This is a genomic window from Polaribacter aquimarinus (assembly GCF_003129485.1).
Lineage (GTDB): Bacteria > Bacteroidota > Bacteroidia > Flavobacteriales > Flavobacteriaceae > Polaribacter > Polaribacter aquimarinus.
On sequence record NZ_QFFG01000007.1, the window covers coordinates 73,260 to 90,177 of the forward strand.

The window sequence follows — 16,918 nt, forward strand, 5'->3', positions numbered from 1 at the left end:
ACTGAAAAAATAAGAGTAATAGACTAAGAAAAGTAATCTTACACTATAAAATTAAAGCGTTAGATGTATTAAATATGAAAAAAACTTTTTTATGAAGGGAGAAAAGAACTAGTCATTTATTTGAAATTTAGTACTTTCATGATTTCAAATAAAACAGCCCTTTTTAATGAAATCATCAGTACTCGTTTTTATTCTTTTTTTTACAGTTTTTACTTTTTTTTCTCAAGATAAAAATGAGCTTGCTGCTGTATATTTAAAAAGAGCTCAAAAAAGTTATTCAAGTAATAATTTTGAAAAATCGGAAAGATATCTTGAAAAAGCCAAGGTCTACTTCGAAAGTATAAAGACCAAAGAAATGGCTATTTTCGGATCTAAAATTTACTTCGAAAACGGAAAATATGTTAAGGCTAAAGAGTATTTAACCGCTTTTTTTAAACTAAATAAAGATAAAAACAATAAGGTTTATAATGATATGCTTTTGTTGTATACAGATACGCTAGATGCAATTGAAAACCCAGATTTATATAAGAAAAAAAAGAGAATGATATCTCCTAAAGTTATTTCTGAAGACAAGAATGTAATTAAAGTTGATGGAGATTCTGAAAAGACCAACGAAAACACGGATAAAGAAGAAATTGATAATGGTTCTAACGCCATTGTTTCATTTGCTGTTATTGAAAATGTGCCGGTTTTTCCTGGATGTAAGGGAGGGAATTTAGAATTGAAAGAATGTTTTAATAATATGGTGCAGGTTCATTTTTCATCTTATTTTGACGCAGATTTACCTAATACACTTGGTTTAACTCGAGGAAAGAAAAAAGTATTTATTGGTTTTTTAATAGATAAAGAAGGTGTAGTAAAAAGTATACTAGTTAGAGCTCCACATCCTTTACTAGAAAAAGAAGTAATAAGAGTTATGAGTCTTTTGCCCAAAATGAAACCAGGAACTCAAAGAGGAAAAAATGTTGGAGTAAAATATTCTATTCCATTTACTTTAATAGTCGATTAGTCCTTTTAAAAAAATGTAGTAAATTCACTTAAATTTAAATTGTATTTATGATAAAGCTAAAATATTTGATTTTATTTTTTGTTATAATTTCTTTGAGTTTTAATGCGCAAGAAAAAGAAATTACAACAGAAAGTAAGGTAATATCTTTTAAAGAGGTTGATGAAATTCCTGTTTTTCCAAAATGCGAAAATAAAGTTCTAAAAGAAGAGAAGGTAAAATGTTTTAATAGAGGAATTCAAAAACATTTTGCAATGAGATTTGATCCAAATTTGCTATCAAGTCTTAATTTAGAACCTGGGAAGAAAAGAATTTTTTTAGGTTTTAGAATTGACGAAAAAGGAATTGTCGATAATATTAGGGTTAGAGCTCCACACCTTAAGTTAGAGAAAGAGTGTAAGAAAGTATTATCTTCATTACCAAAAATGATACCAGCTAAATTAAATGGAAAACCAACGGCAACACTATATACTTTTCCATTTACATTAAATATTACGGAAACTGAAGCTCAGAAAAAAGCTAGGTTGAGAAAAGAAAAAAGAGAAAAAAAAAGACTTGAGAAAAGCAAAATATAAGATAACTAAAACTCATGATTTTACGCGTTCTATCTTTTTTTGTAGTATTGTTTTTGATCACATCATGTGATAAATTTTCATTTTCAAAAAACAAGAAAAAACAAACTATAGATACTATTGTAGATTTTTCTTCTGTAGATACATATCCATCTTTTCCAGCTTGTGATTCTATTATAGAGAAAAATAAAAAATCAAATTGCTTTAGAAATACAATTCATAAAAAAATAGCAGAAGAATTGCTAAAACATAAATTTATTGTTAAAGATTCTATAGACGAAATTGTAATCGTTGGATTAAAAATATTATCTGATGGAATGTTTGTTTTAGATACTGTACAATCTTCAGAAAATTTAAAGCAGCAATTACCAGAATTAGATAATATACTAAAAGTTTCAATTCTAAAACTACCTAAGGTATATCCAGCAATCAAAAGAGGTATTCCTGTAAAAACAAAATATAAATTACCCGTAAGAATTTTATTACAAGATAAATAGATTTTATATTATGGCATTAACAGAATCAAATGAATTTAAAACCGGAACAGAAGCTCCAGATTTTACCTTAATAAATACTATAGATGATAAACATTATGCATTAAGTCAACTAAAAGGAGAAAAAGGAACTGTAATTATGTTTATTTGCAATCATTGTCCGTTTGTAATTCATGTAAACGATGAGTTGGTAAAAATGGCAAATAAATACCAACAAAAAGGAATTAATTTTATAGCTATTAGTTCTAATGAAATAGAAAATTACCCACAAGATGCACCACATTTAATGAAAAAACTTGCATTAGATTTAAAGTATCCTTTTCCATATTTATATGACGAAACTCAAGAAGTTGCTAAAGCTTACGATGCTGCATGTACTCCAGATTTTTATGTTTTTGATACAGATTTAAAATCTATTTATCATGGACAATTAGACGACTCTAGACCAGGAAATGGTAAACTAGTTTCTGGTATAGATTTAAGAAATGTTCTAAATAATTTATTAGAGGGTAAACCTGTTTTAGAAAAACAGCATCCTAGTATGGGGTGTGGAATTAAATGGAAGTGATTTGAGGTAATTTGCTAAATTTATACTAGAAAAAGTTGTTTAGAGTCTTTTATTCTATAAGTTAACAAAAAGTATTTTTTTAAGTATAGATAAAAACAAATTAAGCAATTTCTCCACGATGTGGTTTTAGAGCATCTCTGTAAGTTTTCATATCCCTTTCATCAACAGTTATAAAAGCAGAAAATAACATTTCATTTTTCTCTTGAATGTCAATTTTATAAAAAACCAAGTTTTCTAAAGTTGCAAATTCTTTTAAATGGATGGTATGATGTTTGGCAGTTTCTTTTGCATCTGGACCTCTAAAATCCCATAGTAATTTAATTTTTTTTGTCATTTTTTTTTGATTTTTAACGATGGATAAAAATAAATATTTCTCCGCTTTTAAAAGAGATTTCTACTTTGTCTGTTGTAGCCGTATTTCTTGTTCCTATTCGTTTTCCAAAAGTTAAATTTTCATTATTTAATGAATATTTTAGTCCTTTCGTGTAAATATTTTTGGCTTCTGGAAAAGGAATTAAAGAAATCATTTTGTTTTTACAATTTGAAATAATTGTGGTTTTGTCTGCTAAAAAATAACGGCTATGATTATCAAAAAAAGTTAAATTTAATTTTTCTTTCCATAGAATAGAAGTGTGTAAATTACCTAAAAAATGATCTTGTTCTTTTCCGCTTGCGCCATAAATATCAATAGTGTTAAAACCTTTGTTATATAGAATTTGTAAAACTTTATCAAAATCTGTTAAATCTTGATTTGGAGTTTGAATAACTTCAATATTTTCTGGAATACTGTCCAAAGAATCAAAATCACCGCAAATAAAGTTTGGAGTAATATTGTGTTCTTTAAAAAATTGATAAGCACCATCTGTTGCACAAATCAAATGGTAATCAGATAATTGAGGAGGTGATTTTGGTTTTTCTCCGTTGAGTAATAAAAAAACTTTTTTGTCTTTCATTATAGCAAAAATACAAACAAAAACAGGAAAGAGTTTTTACTTCAAATAGTTTTATCTTTGTAACAAATTCTTATACTTTGGATACAGATCAGTTTTTAGTAAAATCGGACTTAAATTTTATTCCTAAAGCAACTTATACTTGGCAAACTCCGAGTAATATAGCGTTGGTAAAATATTGGGGGAAAAGTAATCCTCAGATTCCAAAAAACACCTCCATTAGTTTTACGCTAAACAATTGTAATACTATTACTACTATCGATTTTGAGAAAAAAGAAAAATCTACATATGTAGACTTTGATTTGTTTTTTGAAGGGAAACAAAAAGAAGAGTTTAAACCTAAAATTGCAGAATTTTTTAAAAGAGTTCAAGAATATTGTCCTTATGTTTTTGAATATAAAATGACAATACATTCAGAAAATTCGTTTCCACATTCAAGTGGAATAGCATCATCTGCAAGTGGTTTAAGTGCAATTGCAATGTGTTTAATGAGTTTAGAATCTGAAATTAATCCCGATTTATCAGAAAAAGATATCAATAAAAAAGCCTCTTTTTTAGCACGTTTAGGTTCTGGAAGTGCAAGTAGAAGTGTAGAAGGACCTCTAGTGGTTTGGGGAAATCACCCAGAAATTAATGGAAGCTCAGATTTATTTGGAGTTCAGTTTCCGTATAAAGTACATCCAATTTTCAATGATTATCAAGATGCTATTTTATTGGTAGATAAAGGAGAAAAACAAGTTTCAAGTACTGTAGGTCATAATTTAATGCATCATCATCCTTATGCAGAAAACCGTTTTCAACAAGCAAATGATAATTTGACTAAAATATCCAAAATCCTCCAAGAAGGAAACATCAAAGAGTTTGTCAAATTGGTAGAAAGTGAAGCCTTAACTTTGCACGCTATGATGCTAACAAGTAACCCCTATTTTATTTTGATGAAACCAAATACTTTAGAAATTATCAATAGAATTTGGCAATATCGCAATCAAAATGGTAGTAACATTTGTTTCACTTTAGATGCCGGAGCAAATGTACATGTTTTGTATCCGAAAAATGAAAAAGAAGCTGTAAATCAGTTTATTGAAAGTGAGTTGTCTAAGTACTGTCAGAAAAATCAATATATTTGCGATACTGTTGGTCTTGGAGCAATAAGATTATAATTAGTCAAATTTATTTTATGAAAATTAAACTCGTCTTTTTTTTATGTATTGTCGGACTGTCATTAAAAATGAATGCACAAGAAAAGATTTGGTTAGATGGTAATTTAAAAGAAACCAATCAATCGAGAAGTGTTTTTTACAAAATAGAAAAGTTAGCAGGCAAGAAATCTATCATTTATTTTAAAAACGGAAATATTTTTAGAAAATATTTTTCTGTAAATAAAAGAAAGAAAGGTAAGTTTGAAGAGTATTATAGTACTGGAGAGTTAAAAACAGTAGGAACCTTCGAAAATGATTTAGAGGAAGGTATTTGGAAGACTTATTATAAATCAGGGAAAATTAAAGAAAGAGGTAAATACAAAAACGGAGAAAAGGTTGGAGTTTGGAAGACTTTTTACAAGAATCTTTAATAACATTTGTTTAACAGAAAATTTCGTATTTTTGCATAACTATTGTAAAGAAAATGAAAGGACCACTTTTTTATGCTAAAATTCTTCTTTTCGGAGAATATGGAATTATCAAAGATTCTAAAGGTTTAGCAATTCCGTTTAATGCATATAGAGGTGCGTTAAAATCTTCATCAGAATTATCTGGTAAATCTAAATTTTCAAATGAAAATCTATTAAAGTTTTATAAATATTTAGCAAGTTTAAAAACAGATTTAGTTGTTTTCGATTTAGAACAATTAAAAGAAGATATAGATAGGGGTATGTACTTCGATTCTTCTATTCCGCAAGGTTATGGAGTTGGAAGTTCAGGTGCTTTAGTGGCTTCTATTTACGATAAATATGCAAACGATAAAATTACTGTTTTAGAAAATTTAACTAGAGATAAATTATTAAACTTAAAACAGATATTTTCTATAATGGAATCTTTTTTCCACGGTAAAAGTTCTGGATTAGACCCCTTAAATAGTTACTTAAGTTTACCAATTTTAATCAACTCTAAAGATAATGTAGAACCTGCTGGGATTCCATCACAAAAACAAGGAAAAGGAGCAGTTTTCTTATTGGATTCAGAACAAATTGGAGAGACAGAACCTATGGTGAACATCTTTATGAACAAGATGAAAAACGAAGGTTTTAGAAAAATGATTAGTAACGAATTTGCAACAACAACAGATGCTTGTATCGAAGATTTCTTACATGGAAATGTAAAATCGTTGTTTGGAAATGTAAAATCTCTTTCTAAAATTGTACTAAAAAACTTTAAACCTATGATCCCAGATGCTTTTCATAAAGTTTGGGAAAATGGTATTAAAACTAATGATTATTACCTAAAACTTTGTGGTTCTGGTGGTGGAGGTTATATTTTAGGTTTTACTGAAGACTTTGAAAAAGCTCAAAATAGTTTAAAAAACTACAAGTTAGAGTTGGTATACAGATTCTAATCTTATGCCTAGTTTTAAGCTCAAAAGAATTCTTTTTAAATTTTTAAGTTTAATCTCTGTAATTAGAGGTTATAACATTCTAGTCTTAATTGTAGCACAATATTTAGCTGCAATATTTATTTTTTCACCAAAAAAATCTCTTAGAAATATCCTTTTTGATGTTGATTTATTTTACATCGTTTTTGCAACAGTTTGTGTTGTTGCTGCTGGTTATATTATCAATAATTTTTATGATGTTAGGGTTGATCGAATCAATCGTCCTTTAAAATCGAACTTAGATAATTATGTAAAACAATCTACAAGATTAAACCTTTACTTTGCTCTTAATTTTTTAGGGTTTATTTTGGGTTGGTTGGTTTCTTGGAGAGCGGCATTGTTTTTTGCAGTTTATATTTTTGCCATTTGGTTTTATTCTCACAAACTAAAAAAATATCCATTAACAGGTCTAATTTCTGCTACCGTATTAACAATTCTTCCTTTTTTTGCAGTATTTATTTATTTTAAAAATTTTTCAAAAATAATATTTGTTCACGCTATTTTTTTGTTCTTAGTGATAATGGTTAGAGAGTTGATTAAGGATTTACAAAATATGAAAGGCGCAATTGTAAATAATTACGATACATTTCCTGTAAAATATGGTGAGTCAAAAACAAAGTATTTGTCAATTTCTTTATTGTTATTAACGTTGTTTCCTGTAGGTTTTTTATTGCAATATCCGGCTTTAAGTTATATGCAGTATTATTTTTATTTAGCATTAGTAACACTAATTTTTATTGGTTTTTACTTATGGAAATCAACAGAGAGAAATCAGTATAGAATGTTACACAATATTTTAAAACTCTTACTTTTAGTCGGGGTTTTGTCTTTAGTTTTTATTGATACTTCTTTACTTGTGGAAAAAGTGATAGACAGATTGAATTAAGGATTTTTATACCTATTTTTGCAAAAATTTTAAATAATGAAATCAAATAGAAACTCGTCGAGAGGACGACAAGAAGGAAAAAAAAATGCTCCTCTAAGTAGAAGAAATCCAAAAAAAGATACTCCGAAAAGTACTCCTTTAAGTAGAAAATCTCCTAAAAAAGAATTCAAAAAGATTAAAACTACACCTAAATCTGATGAATCATCAGGAATTCGTTTAAACAAATATATTGCCAATTCAGGAATTTGTTCTCGAAGAGAAGCAGATACTTATATAGAACATGGTAGTGTTCAAGTAAATGGGAAACTGGTTACTGAAATGGGATATAAAGTTCAGCCAAATGACGTTGTTCAATTTGATGGAACATCCATTACACCAGAACAGAAAAAATATATTCTTTTAAACAAACCAAAGAACTACATCACCACTATGGATGATGATCGTGGTCGAAAAACAGTAATGGAATTGATTGCAAATGCTTCTAAAGAGCGTATTTATCCCGTTGGACGTTTAGATAGAAATACTACTGGTTTATTGTTGTTTACCAATGATGGCGATTTGGCTAAGAAATTAACGCATCCAAAACATAATGTGCGTAAATTATATCACGCTTCTTTAGATAGAAAACTAGATTTAAAAGATTTAGAAAAACTTCGTGGAGAAGTAATTATTGAAGGTAGAAAAGTGTTTATTGATGCGGTTTCTTACATTAATGGAGAGCCAAAATCGGAAATTGGAATCGAAATTCATTCAGGTAGAAACAGAATTGTTCGTAAAATTTTTGAACACGTTGGTTATAAGGTGAATAAATTAGATAGAGTCATTTTTGCAGAACTAACCAAGAAAAATTTGCCAAGAGGTAGATGGAGAGAGTTAACAACTTTAGAGGTTGCGAATCTTCAAAAAATGAAATAAAATATGAATCCAGCTTTTAGCTGGATTTTTTTATGAATTACAAACTATAAAATCTACCAATCTTGCTGCTAATCTTGCTGTTGTGTTATCAATGTCATATTCAGGATTCATTTCTGCAATATCTACAGAAATCACTTTTTTACACTCCAATAAAAAAGACAAAACCGCAAATGCAAATTGTGAAGAAAAACCGAGTGGAGAAGGAGCACTTACACCAGGAGCGTAAGCAGATGAAAACCCATCCAAATCTATGGTAATGTATAGGTAATCTACTTTTTCTATAAATTGTGATAATTTCTTTTTTAAATCTTTGCTAAATGTTTCACTTTCAAAATTCGTAACATATTTTACATTCAATTTTTTAGCAATTTCAAACAATTCTTTGGTGTTTGCTTGTTGTTGAATACCAATAGCAAAATAATCTACATTCTTATTCTCGGATAAAATTTGATTGAAAGGTGTTCCTGAATTGGATACAGTTTCAACAGGACGTAAATCAAAATGAGCATCAAAATTGACAATTCCAATTTTTCGTTTAGCAGTTTGTTGAAGTGCTTTTTTAATACCATTAAAATTGGCATAAGCAATATCGTGTCCACCACCAATAGCAATAGGCAAAGTTTTATTTTGTATGATTTTAGCAATAGATTTTGAAAATGCTTCGTGGCAATCTTCTAAATAATTATCGACACAAATAATGTTGCCAAAATCAATAATATTTTTATTTTTAAAATGAGTTGCTACTTTCCCTAATTGATTTCTAATAGCTTTTGGTCCATTTTTTGTACCAATTCTTCCTTGATTTCTTTGTACACCTTCTTCGCAAACGTAACCGATAATTCCAATGTCAATATTTTTATTGAGTTTTTTAGATGCAATTGTTTCTACATTAATTTCTTGATACCAATATTGGTTTTCAAGTGTTGTTTTTCTCCCAGAATAATTTTCTAAACAACCGCTTTTATAATCTACTTTTAAATTTTCAAAGAAACTCATAATTGTTATTTTTGTACTTCCTTTCCTTTTAAAAATACTTTTTCAATTTGATGATTTCCAAATGAATAGGGAATAAATCCGTAAGAATTGATTGGTTTTGTTAAGATTAAATTTGCCAGTTTTCCTTTTGTTATAGAGCCTACTTCGTTTTCTAAATTCATTGCATAAGCACCATTTATGGTAGCTGCATTTATGGCTTCTGCTGGAGTCATTTTCATTTTAATGCAAGCTGTAGCAAGGACAAAATTCATATTTCCAGAAGGTGTAGAACCAGGGTTGTAGTCTGTAGCTAAAGCTAAAGGCAAACCAGAATCAATCATTTTTCTTGCTGGCGTATAAGGAATTCCTAAAAAATAAGAACAGCTTGGTAATGCAACAGGCATCGTTTTAGTGTTTTTTAAAACCTCAATATCATCAGTATCCATTACTTCTAAATGATCTACAGATAATGCTTTGTTTTCTACTCCAATTTTTACACCACCAAGAGCATTGAATTGATTTACGTGTATTTTTCCTTGCAAGTCAAATTGCTGTCCAGCTTCTAAAATTCGATTTGTATCATCGACCGAAAAATATCCTTTTTCACAAAAAACATCAATAAAATCGGCTAAATTTTCTTTAGCTATTTTTGGAAGTGTTTTTTTAATGAGTAGATCTAAATATCCATTTTTATCGTTTTTAAATTCATTCGGAATTGCGTGTGCTCCTAAAAATGTAGCTTTTATCGGAATTGGATAATTCTCCTTTAATCGTTTGATAACTCGAAGCATTTTTAACTCAGCATTTTCCGTTAATCCATAGCCCGATTTTATTTCTACTGCTCCAGTTCCTAATTGAATAATTTCTTCTAAACGTACTTCGCTTTGTTGGTACAAATCGTCTTCTGAAGTTTTTTGTAGTTTCTTTGCGGAGTTTAAAATTCCGCCACCATTATTGGCAATTTCTTCGTAAGTCAGACCATTAATTCTATCCACAAATTCGCTTTCTCGATTTCCGGCATAGACAATATGCGTATGAGAATCGCACCAAGAAGGTAGAATCATTTTTCCTGCAGCATCAATAGTTTCTGAAAAATGACCTTTTGGGCAATCTTTCATTAAACCATAATCGCAAATCAAGCCATTTTCAACTATTAAAAAAGCATTTTTTATGGTCGGTAGTGTTTTCATTTCTTTTCCAGAAACAAAAGCAATGTTTTTATCTCTAACTTGAATTAACTCTTTTATGTTTTTAAAAAGTAACTTCATTAAAATAAATTGTTCAATAAATTCTCTTCCACTAAATTAGGCAAAGTAATCTTTAAATTCGGTGTTCTTTCCATTTCTCTTTTAATGGCAAAAATTGCTTCGTCATTTCTTGCCCAACTTCTTCTTGCAATTCCATTATTTACATCATAAAAAAGCATATTCTTTAATTTTTCTTCGGCTTCTTTTGTTCCGTCTAATAGCATTCCAAAACCACCATTAATCACTTCTCCCCAACCAACACCACCACCATTATGGATGGAAACCCAAGTTGCACCTCTAAAACTATCACCAATTACGTTATGAATTGCCATATCTGCTGTAAATTTACTTCCATCGTAAATGTTAGATGTTTCTCGAAAAGGCGAATCTGTTCCACTAACATCGTGATGATCTCTACCTAAAATTACTGCGCCAATTTCATTATTAGCAATTGCATCATTAAAAGCTTTCGCAATTTTTATTCTACCTTCTGCATCTGCATATAAAATTCTGGCTTTCGATCCTACTACCATTTTATTAGCTTTCGCATTTTTTATCCAGGTGATGTTGTCTTGCATTTGCAATTGAATTTCCTCAGGAGCATTTTCCATTATTTCTTGCAAAACTTGAGCTGCGATTTCATCGGTTTTATCTAAATCTTCTTGTTTTCCTGATGCACAAACCCAACGAAATGGACCAAAACCATAATCAAAACACATAGGCCCTAATATATCTTGCACATACGAAGGGTATTTGAAATCGATATTGTTTTCTGCCATAATAGCTGCTCCCGCTCTTGATGCTTCTAATAAAAACGCATTTCCATAATCAAAAAAGTAGGTTCCTTTTTTGGTGTGTTTGTTTATTGAGTTTACTTGTCTTCTTAACGATTCTTGTACTTTTTCTTTGAATAATTCTGGATTTTCTTTGATTAAAATATTAGATTCATCAAAGGATAAATCAACAGGGTAATATCCGCCAGTTAAAGGAATATGCAGCGAAGTTTGATCTGAACCAATATGAATAAAAATGTTTTCTTTATCAAAACGTTCCCAAACATCTACAATGTTACCTATAAAGGCGATGGAAACTATGTCTTTGTTTTTCTGCGCTTCCAAGGTTCGTTTTACTAAAACATCAATATCATCAATTAAAATATCTACCCAACCTTGTTGATGTCTTTTTTTAGCAGCTTTAGGATTGATTTCTGCACAAATCGTAATGCAACCTGCAATATTTCCAGCTTTTGGTTGTGCTCCACTCATTCCGCCTAAACCCGCAGTTAAAAAGATTTTACCATTAGGATTTTCATTCTTTTTTAAAAATTTTCTGAAAGCGTTCATCACAGTAATTGTAGTTCCGTGTACAATTCCTTGTGGTCCAATATACATAAAAGAACCCGCTGTCATTTGTCCATATTGAGAAACACCTAAAGCGTTCATTTTTTCCCAATCGTTAGGTTTTGAGTAGTTTGGAATTACCATTCCGTTGGTTACAACAACTCTTGGAGCATTTTTTGAAGAAGGGAATAATCCCATTGGATGACCAGAATATAAATGCAGTGTTTGCTCATCTGTCATAGTTGCTAAATATTGCATAACCAAAAGATATTGTGCCCAGTTTTGAAACACAGCTCCATTGCCACCGTAAGTAATTAATTCTTCTGGATGTTGTGCTACATCAGGATTTAAGTTGTTTTGAATCATTAGCATAATGGCTGCAGCTTGTGTTGAATTTGCAGGATACTCACTAATATTTCTTGCGTAAATTTTGTAATCTGGTTTAAATCTAAACATATAAATTCTCCCAAATTCTTTTAATTCATTCGCAAATTCTTGGGAAAGTACTTTGTGCCATTTTTTTGGAAAATAGCGCAACGCATTTTTTATCGCCAATTTTTTTTCTTCTAAAGATAAAATGTCCTTTCTTTTTGGTGCACTGTTTGCATTTTTTGGATATGTTTTCTTTGTTGGAAGTTCATTTGGAATTCCTTGTAAAATTTGTGATGTAAAATTCATTTTCTTTTTTATTTTACAATTATTTCTTGTGTTTTTACCAATTGAATCATATTATTGATGTCATCTTTTAACAATCTGTCATCTTCTAATTTGTCAACTTTTTTTCTGATGATTTTATAATTTTCTTCTATGATTTCAGAAAAAGTGTTTGGTCTTCTAAATTCTAAGGATTGAGCAGCGTATAGTAACTCTATGGCAAGAATTTTTTCTAAATTTTCTAAAATTTGATTCAATTTTCTTCCAGAAATACTACCCATAGAAACGTGATCTTCTTGTCCTAAAGAAGTTGGAATACTATCTGCAGAAGGCGGAAAACACAAGGATTTATTTTCCGTTACCAAAGCAGCTGTAGTATATTGCGGAATCATAAAACCAGAATTTAATCCACCACTTTTAGTTAATAATCTTGGTAAACCGTATTTGCCTTCTAATAATAAATAGCAACGTCTGTCTGCAATGTTTCCTAATTCTGATGCTGCAATAGAGCAATAGTCTAAAGCCATTGCTAATGGTTGTCCGTGGAAATTCCCGCCAGAAATGGCTTCAGTTTCACTTAAAATAATTGGGTTGTCTGTTACAGAATTCATTTCTATTTCTGCCAATTCTTTTAGGTGATAAAATGCATTTCTTGAAGCTCCGTGAACTTGAGGAATACAACGCATTGAATAGGGATCTTGAACTCGCTCGCAATCTTCGTGAGAAGTAATATTTTGTGAATTTTTAAAGAGCATTCGCATTCTTTTGGCAACGTGTAAGCTTCCTTTAAAAGGTCTAATGCTGTGCAAAGCTTCTTTAAAAGGTGAAGCACTTCCTTTGTAACCTTCAATACTCATCGCACCTGAAACATCGGCTAAATCTAATAAATATTTCATTTTTGAAAGTCCTAAAATGGTATGTGCTAAAATAAATTGTGTTCCATTTATCAAACCCAAACCTTCTTTTGCGTGTAACTCTAAAGGTTCTAAATGATGTTCTTGTAAAATTTCTTTTGCAGGAATAATTTTGTCCCCAACCCAAAAATCTCCTTCACCTATCAACGGTAAAAAAAGATGAGAAAGTGGCGCTAAATCTCCAGAAGCACCTACAGAACCTTGTTTAGGAACTGTGGGAAGTAAGTCGTTTTCAATAAAATATAAAATGCGTTCAATCAACTTTAAACGAACACCCGAAAACCCTTGACATAAAGTGTGAACTTTACAAATCATCATAATTTTAGACAATTGTTTATCGATATTTTCGCCAACACCAACTGCGTGAGTTATCAATAGGTTTTTTTGAAGTAGATTGGTTTCTTCTGGTGATATTTGAACATCACATAAAGGGCCAAAACCAGTATTTATGCCATAAACAGCTTTGTTTTTCTGTATAATTGTGTTAACCCTTTTTCTTGAAGTAATAATTTTACTTTTTGCTTGATTATTAATAACAGCTTTTAGCTCATTATTTGCAATTTGTAAAACTTTTGTTAAGTCAAGATGATCTATTCCGTATTTGAAAGTCATTAGTAGTTAAATTGTTTTTATACAAAGTTATTATTACTTTTGATGCTTTATAATACTATTTATTATTCTAATTAATAACTATGAGTTATCAAATTGAAATAAGACATATCCGCTATTTTTTAGCAGTAGCCGAAGAATTACATTTTAGAAAAGCAGCAGAAAAGTTGTTTATTTCTCAACCTGGTTTGAGTAGGCAAATAAAATTTATAGAAGAAGAGTTGGATGTTGTTTTGTTTGAAAGACATAATAGAAAAGTTGTTTTAACGAAAGTTGGAGAATATTTAAAAGAAGAATTTACAAAACAACTAAAATCATTTAATAATACTTTAGACAATGCAAAATTATTGCAAAAAGGTAAAAAAGGAGAATTGAAAATTGGATATGTAGGTTCTGCTATGCAGAAAGTTATCCCCAATTTGTTGTTGAATTTTGAACAGTATAATCCAGATATTGTATTTAATTTAAAAGAAATTGACAATCAAAAACAAATAGAAGATTTGAGCTCTTTTTCTATTGATATTGGTTTTGTAAGATTGGAAAGAGTGCCAAGAAATTTGGAGATAAAAACCATTTTAAAAGAGAATTTTTGTTTGGTATTGCCAGAAAAGTACCACATTAACAGTAAAAATTTTGAGAATCTATCCCAGTTGAAATCTGCTTCATTTATTCTTTTTGATGCCAATTATAGTGCATCCTATTATGAGAAAGTAATGCAAATATTTGATGACTGTGGTTTTTCTCCTCTAGTTTCTCATAATACGATTCACTCTAGCTCAATTTTTAAATTGGTTGAAAATAACCTCGGAATCTCTATAGTTCCAAAATCATTAGCTAAAAAAAGAGGATATCACATACAATTTATTGAGTTAGATATGATTCCCCAGAAAACGACTTTATCTTTAGTTTGGAATTCAAAAAACAATAACCCTATTATGAATGATATATTAAATTTACTCTAGAATGAAAGCACAAAAAAAACCCGAACAAACGTTCGGGTTTTAAGTGGTACCTCCAGGAATCGAACCAGGGACACAAGGATTTTCAGTCCTTTGCTCTACCAACTGAGCTAAGGTACCATCGCCTTAGCGGATGCAAATATAAAATGTTTTTTTACATCTGCTAAATAAATTTTAAAAAAATGTGTTGTATTTTTGATGTCTAGTTTAAAATTGAATATGAATTTAATCATAGATATTGGAAATACAAGAGTTAAAGCAGCTGTTTTTGAGGGGAATAACGTTGTTGATTTAATTCTTTTTGACAAAAACAGAATTTTGTCAGAAATAAAAAAAATATTAAAAAAGTATTCAATTACTGAGGCAATCATGTCTAGTGTTGCAAAAATACCTGAAATAGAAAAAGTAAAAATTCAAAAATTAATTAAGTTACATGAGCTGTCTTACAGGACATTAGTCCCTTTTTTAAATTTATATAAAACTCCAAAAACTTTGGGTGTAGACCGAATAGCTTTGATTACAAATGCAGTTACTACATTTCCAAATCAAAATGTTTTAGTAATAGATGCTGGTAGTTGTATCACTTTTGATTTTGTAAATTCGAAAAAAGAATACCTAGGAGGGGCAATATCACCAGGAATAAATATGCGATTTAATTCCTTAAATAAATATACTGCGAATTTACCTTTATTAGAAAAAAAGTTACTTAAAGATTTTACCGGAAAGAATACAAAAGAGAGTATGAATTCTGGAGTTGTAAATGGTGTAATTCAAGAAATAGAAGGCGTTATTTACCAATATAAAAAGAAATATTTAGTTTTAACAGTTGTTTTAACAGGAGGAGATACAAATTTCTTGTCAAAACAATTAAAAAGTAGCATATTTGCCAATCAAAATTTTCTCCTAGAAGGATTAAATGAAGTATTGATATTTAACAAGAACCAATGATTAGAAAGATTTTAGTATTTTTTTTACTGATTACTTCTGCAAATTTAATAGCACAAACTAATAGTGCATCACCTTATTCTTTTTTTGGTATTGGGGATGAATTTAGCCCTAGGACGATAGAGCAAAACTCAATGGGAGGTATTGGTGTTGCCTTTAGTAATTATAAATACCTAAACTTTACTAACCCAGCAGCATACGCTAATTTACGATATACAACATATTCTTTTGGAACACTCCACAAAGAAATTACATTAAAAAACGGTGCAAATACCCAAAATGCAAATACTACAGGGTTAAGTTATTTTGCATTAGCTTTCCCAATAGGTAGCAAAGCAGGGTTTTCTTTAGGGTTACAACCCATTTCTTCAGTAGGATACTCTCTTTCTAATTCAGTAACAGACTCAACAGGAGGTATTACAGAGTTGACAGTGTTTAAAGGAAAAGGTGGTGTTAATAGATTTTATGCAACTTTTGGGATGAAAATTTTTAAAGATGTTTCTTTAGGAATTGAAGCAGAATACAGTTTTGGTAATATAGAAAATAGCATTTCTAATCAAAGAGCAAATGTAACATTATCAACAATGCATAAAGAAAGTTCTGATGTTAGAGGAGGAGGGATAACCTTAGGGGCTCAATATGAAACAACTACAAAAAAGGATTTGGTGCTTAATGCAGGGATCGCTTTAAAACTCGGTAATGATTTAAATGTTACTGGGAATCAATATTTGTACTCTCTTTCATTTAGCTCAACAGGAAGCGAAATTCCTAGAGATACTATTTCTAATACACTAATTTCGGGTAGTTACAACCTTCCATTAAAAACAACTTTTGGAGCAGGTTTAGGAAAATATAACAAATGGTATATAGCTGCTGAGTATGAAAATCAAAACGCTTATCAAACAAATGGTTTTTTGAATACAACTAATTCAGCATTTAAATATGGAAAATCAAATAGATTCTCTCTAGGAGGTTTTATTTTGCCAAAAATAAACTCTATTTCTAGTTATTTTGATAGAGTTACCTACAGAGCAGGTATAAGATTTGAGAAAACAGGTTTATTAATAGATGGTAGCGGAATAGGAGGGGATTTTTCTGAAGTTAATGACTTTGGCATATCTTTTGGTCTAGGATTACCAATGAAACAATTATCTTCTATTAATTTAGGATTTGAATATGGTAAAAGAGGTACAACTGCCAATAATTTAATACAAGAAAATTATTTTAATTTTAGAATAGGATTATCTCTAACAGATACGAATTGGTTTCAGAAAAGAAAGATTGATTAACAAAAACAA

The 16,918-nt window shown here is 29.8% G+C and carries 18 protein-coding genes and 1 tRNA gene; 12 read left to right on the plus strand and 7 right to left on the minus strand.

Features of this window, described 5'->3' with window-relative positions; translation table 11 throughout:
- Positions 1-166 precede the first annotated feature (166 nt).
- From DIS07_RS14210 to DIS07_RS14225, 4 genes are read left to right on the plus strand one after another with little or no spacing between them, the layout of a single operon-like run.
- Complete coding sequence (locus DIS07_RS14210) at positions 167-1,009, plus strand: energy transducer TonB (RefSeq protein ID WP_235869152.1); 843 nt, start codon at positions 167-169, stop codon at positions 1,007-1,009.
- A 47-nt stretch (positions 1,010-1,056) separates the two neighbouring features.
- On the plus strand, positions 1,057-1,581 hold the full coding sequence (locus DIS07_RS14215; RefSeq protein ID WP_109405934.1) for an energy transducer TonB: 525 nt from the start codon (positions 1,057-1,059) through the stop codon (positions 1,579-1,581).
- Positions 1,582-1,595: 14 nt separating this feature from the next.
- A complete protein-coding gene (locus tag DIS07_RS14220; protein ID WP_109405935.1) occupies positions 1,596-2,075 on the plus strand; it encodes a hypothetical protein in 480 nt (159 codons plus the stop codon).
- 10 nt (positions 2,076-2,085) lie between these two features.
- Positions 2,086-2,640, plus strand: a complete 555-nt coding sequence (locus DIS07_RS14225; protein ID WP_109405936.1) for a thioredoxin family protein — start codon at positions 2,086-2,088, stop codon at positions 2,638-2,640.
- Between the two features lie 100 nt (positions 2,641-2,740).
- On the opposite strand, the gene DIS07_RS14230 is transcribed toward DIS07_RS14225, so the two are convergent.
- Together DIS07_RS14230 and DIS07_RS14235 are read right to left on the minus strand one after the other, a co-directional pair.
- Positions 2,741-2,974 carry a hypothetical protein gene (locus tag DIS07_RS14230; RefSeq protein ID WP_109405937.1) on the minus strand — a complete coding sequence of 78 codons (234 nt, stop codon included), beginning with the start codon at positions 2,972-2,974 and terminating at the stop codon, positions 2,741-2,743.
- Between the two features lie 13 nt (positions 2,975-2,987).
- Positions 2,988-3,593 (minus strand): thiamine diphosphokinase, encoded by a 606-nt coding sequence (locus DIS07_RS14235; RefSeq protein WP_109405938.1) that lies wholly within the window; start codon positions 3,591-3,593, stop codon positions 2,988-2,990.
- A 77-nt stretch (positions 3,594-3,670) separates the two neighbouring features.
- Here DIS07_RS14235 and DIS07_RS14240 point away from each other — a divergent pair, with 77 nt between their 5' ends.
- Genes DIS07_RS14240 through DIS07_RS14260 form a run of 5 tightly spaced genes read left to right on the plus strand, consistent with a single transcriptional unit; the run spans position 3,671 to position 7,977 of the window.
- Entirely contained in the window at positions 3,671-4,750 is a 1,080-nt protein-coding gene (locus tag DIS07_RS14240) for a diphosphomevalonate/mevalonate 3,5-bisphosphate decarboxylase family protein (RefSeq protein WP_109405939.1), read from the plus strand.
- 17 nt (positions 4,751-4,767) lie between these two features.
- Positions 4,768-5,160, plus strand: a complete 393-nt coding sequence (locus DIS07_RS14245) for a toxin-antitoxin system YwqK family antitoxin (protein ID WP_109405940.1) — start codon at positions 4,768-4,770, stop codon at positions 5,158-5,160.
- A gap of 53 nt (positions 5,161-5,213) precedes the next feature.
- The gene (locus DIS07_RS14250) at positions 5,214-6,140 is read left to right on the plus strand and encodes a mevalonate kinase family protein (protein WP_109405941.1); all 927 of its coding nucleotides are present in this window, start codon (positions 5,214-5,216) and stop codon (positions 6,138-6,140) included.
- A gap of 4 nt (positions 6,141-6,144) precedes the next feature.
- Entirely contained in the window at positions 6,145-7,062 is a 918-nt protein-coding gene (locus DIS07_RS14255; protein WP_109405942.1) for a geranylgeranylglycerol-phosphate geranylgeranyltransferase, read from the plus strand.
- 36 nt (positions 7,063-7,098) lie between these two features.
- Positions 7,099-7,977, plus strand: a complete 879-nt coding sequence (locus DIS07_RS14260; RefSeq protein ID WP_109405943.1) for a pseudouridine synthase — start codon at positions 7,099-7,101, stop codon at positions 7,975-7,977.
- A 30-nt stretch (positions 7,978-8,007) separates the two neighbouring features.
- Here the strand turns inward: DIS07_RS14260 and hutG are convergent, their stop codons facing one another.
- Genes hutG through hutH form a run of 4 tightly spaced genes read right to left on the minus strand, consistent with a single transcriptional unit; the run spans position 8,008 to position 13,719 of the window.
- Complete coding sequence (hutG, locus tag DIS07_RS14265) at positions 8,008-8,973, minus strand: formimidoylglutamase (RefSeq protein ID WP_109405944.1); 966 nt, start codon at positions 8,971-8,973, stop codon at positions 8,008-8,010.
- Between the two features lie 5 nt (positions 8,974-8,978).
- Positions 8,979-10,220, minus strand: coding sequence for an imidazolonepropionase (gene hutI / locus DIS07_RS14270; RefSeq protein WP_109405945.1), 1,242 nt, complete (start codon positions 10,218-10,220; stop codon positions 8,979-8,981).
- Positions 10,220-12,217: a urocanate hydratase gene (locus DIS07_RS14275; protein WP_109405946.1), complete on the minus strand. Its 1,998-nt coding sequence runs from the start codon at positions 12,215-12,217 to the stop codon at positions 10,220-10,222. Before DIS07_RS14275 ends, hutI begins: the two co-directional genes overlap by 1 nt.
- A gap of 8 nt (positions 12,218-12,225) precedes the next feature.
- Complete coding sequence (hutH, locus tag DIS07_RS14280; RefSeq protein WP_109405947.1) at positions 12,226-13,719, minus strand: histidine ammonia-lyase; 1,494 nt, start codon at positions 13,717-13,719, stop codon at positions 12,226-12,228.
- A gap of 80 nt (positions 13,720-13,799) precedes the next feature.
- Between hutH and DIS07_RS14285 the strand changes: the two genes are divergently transcribed.
- Positions 13,800-14,678, plus strand: a complete 879-nt coding sequence (locus DIS07_RS14285; RefSeq protein WP_109405948.1) for a LysR substrate-binding domain-containing protein — start codon at positions 13,800-13,802, stop codon at positions 14,676-14,678.
- 44 nt (positions 14,679-14,722) lie between these two features.
- Here the strand turns inward: DIS07_RS14285 and DIS07_RS14290 are convergent.
- Positions 14,723-14,795 (minus strand) — tRNA-Phe (locus DIS07_RS14290).
- Positions 14,796-14,894: 99 nt separating this feature from the next.
- Here DIS07_RS14290 and DIS07_RS14295 point away from each other — a divergent pair.
- Both DIS07_RS14295 and DIS07_RS14300 read left to right on the plus strand, forming a co-directional pair.
- Positions 14,895-15,623: a type III pantothenate kinase gene (locus tag DIS07_RS14295; protein WP_109405949.1), complete on the plus strand. Its 729-nt coding sequence runs from the start codon at positions 14,895-14,897 to the stop codon at positions 15,621-15,623.
- Positions 15,620-16,909, plus strand: a complete 1,290-nt coding sequence (locus DIS07_RS14300) for a hypothetical protein (protein WP_109405950.1) — start codon at positions 15,620-15,622, stop codon at positions 16,907-16,909. Before DIS07_RS14295 ends, DIS07_RS14300 begins: the two co-directional genes overlap by 4 nt.
- The last annotated feature ends 9 nt before the right edge of the window (positions 16,910-16,918 follow it).

Bases quoted from the DNA above. Each gene is read 5' to 3' on its own strand.
- DIS07_RS14210 (WP_235869152.1), top strand. From the start codon at position 167: ATGAAATCATCAGTACTCGTTTTTATTCTTTTTTTTACAGTTTTTACT.
- DIS07_RS14215 (WP_109405934.1), top strand. From the start codon at position 1,057: ATGATAAAGCTAAAATATTTGATTTTATTTTTTGTTATAATTTCTTTG.
- DIS07_RS14220 (WP_109405935.1), top strand. From the start codon at position 1,596: ATGATTTTACGCGTTCTATCTTTTTTTGTAGTATTGTTTTTGATCACA.
- DIS07_RS14225 (WP_109405936.1), top strand. From the start codon at position 2,086: ATGGCATTAACAGAATCAAATGAATTTAAAACCGGAACAGAAGCTCCA.
- DIS07_RS14230 (WP_109405937.1), bottom strand. From the start codon at position 2,974: ATGACAAAAAAAATTAAATTACTATGGGATTTTAGAGGTCCAGATGCA.
- DIS07_RS14235 (WP_109405938.1), bottom strand. From the start codon at position 3,593: ATGAAAGACAAAAAAGTTTTTTTATTACTCAACGGAGAAAAACCAAAA.
- DIS07_RS14245 (WP_109405940.1), top strand. From the start codon at position 4,768: ATGAAAATTAAACTCGTCTTTTTTTTATGTATTGTCGGACTGTCATTA.
- DIS07_RS14250 (WP_109405941.1), top strand. From the start codon at position 5,214: ATGAAAGGACCACTTTTTTATGCTAAAATTCTTCTTTTCGGAGAATAT.
- DIS07_RS14255 (WP_109405942.1), top strand. From the start codon at position 6,145: ATGCCTAGTTTTAAGCTCAAAAGAATTCTTTTTAAATTTTTAAGTTTA.
- DIS07_RS14260 (WP_109405943.1), top strand. From the start codon at position 7,099: ATGAAATCAAATAGAAACTCGTCGAGAGGACGACAAGAAGGAAAAAAA.
- hutG (WP_109405944.1), bottom strand. From the start codon at position 8,973: ATGAGTTTCTTTGAAAATTTAAAAGTAGATTATAAAAGCGGTTGTTTA.
- hutI (WP_109405945.1), bottom strand. From the start codon at position 10,220: ATGAAGTTACTTTTTAAAAACATAAAAGAGTTAATTCAAGTTAGAGAT.
- DIS07_RS14275 (WP_109405946.1), bottom strand. From the start codon at position 12,217: ATGAATTTTACATCACAAATTTTACAAGGAATTCCAAATGAACTTCCA.
- hutH (WP_109405947.1), bottom strand. From the start codon at position 13,719: ATGACTTTCAAATACGGAATAGATCATCTTGACTTAACAAAAGTTTTA.
- DIS07_RS14285 (WP_109405948.1), top strand. From the start codon at position 13,800: ATGAGTTATCAAATTGAAATAAGACATATCCGCTATTTTTTAGCAGTA.
- DIS07_RS14295 (WP_109405949.1), top strand. From the start codon at position 14,895: ATGAATTTAATCATAGATATTGGAAATACAAGAGTTAAAGCAGCTGTT.
- DIS07_RS14300 (WP_109405950.1), top strand. From the start codon at position 15,620: ATGATTAGAAAGATTTTAGTATTTTTTTTACTGATTACTTCTGCAAAT.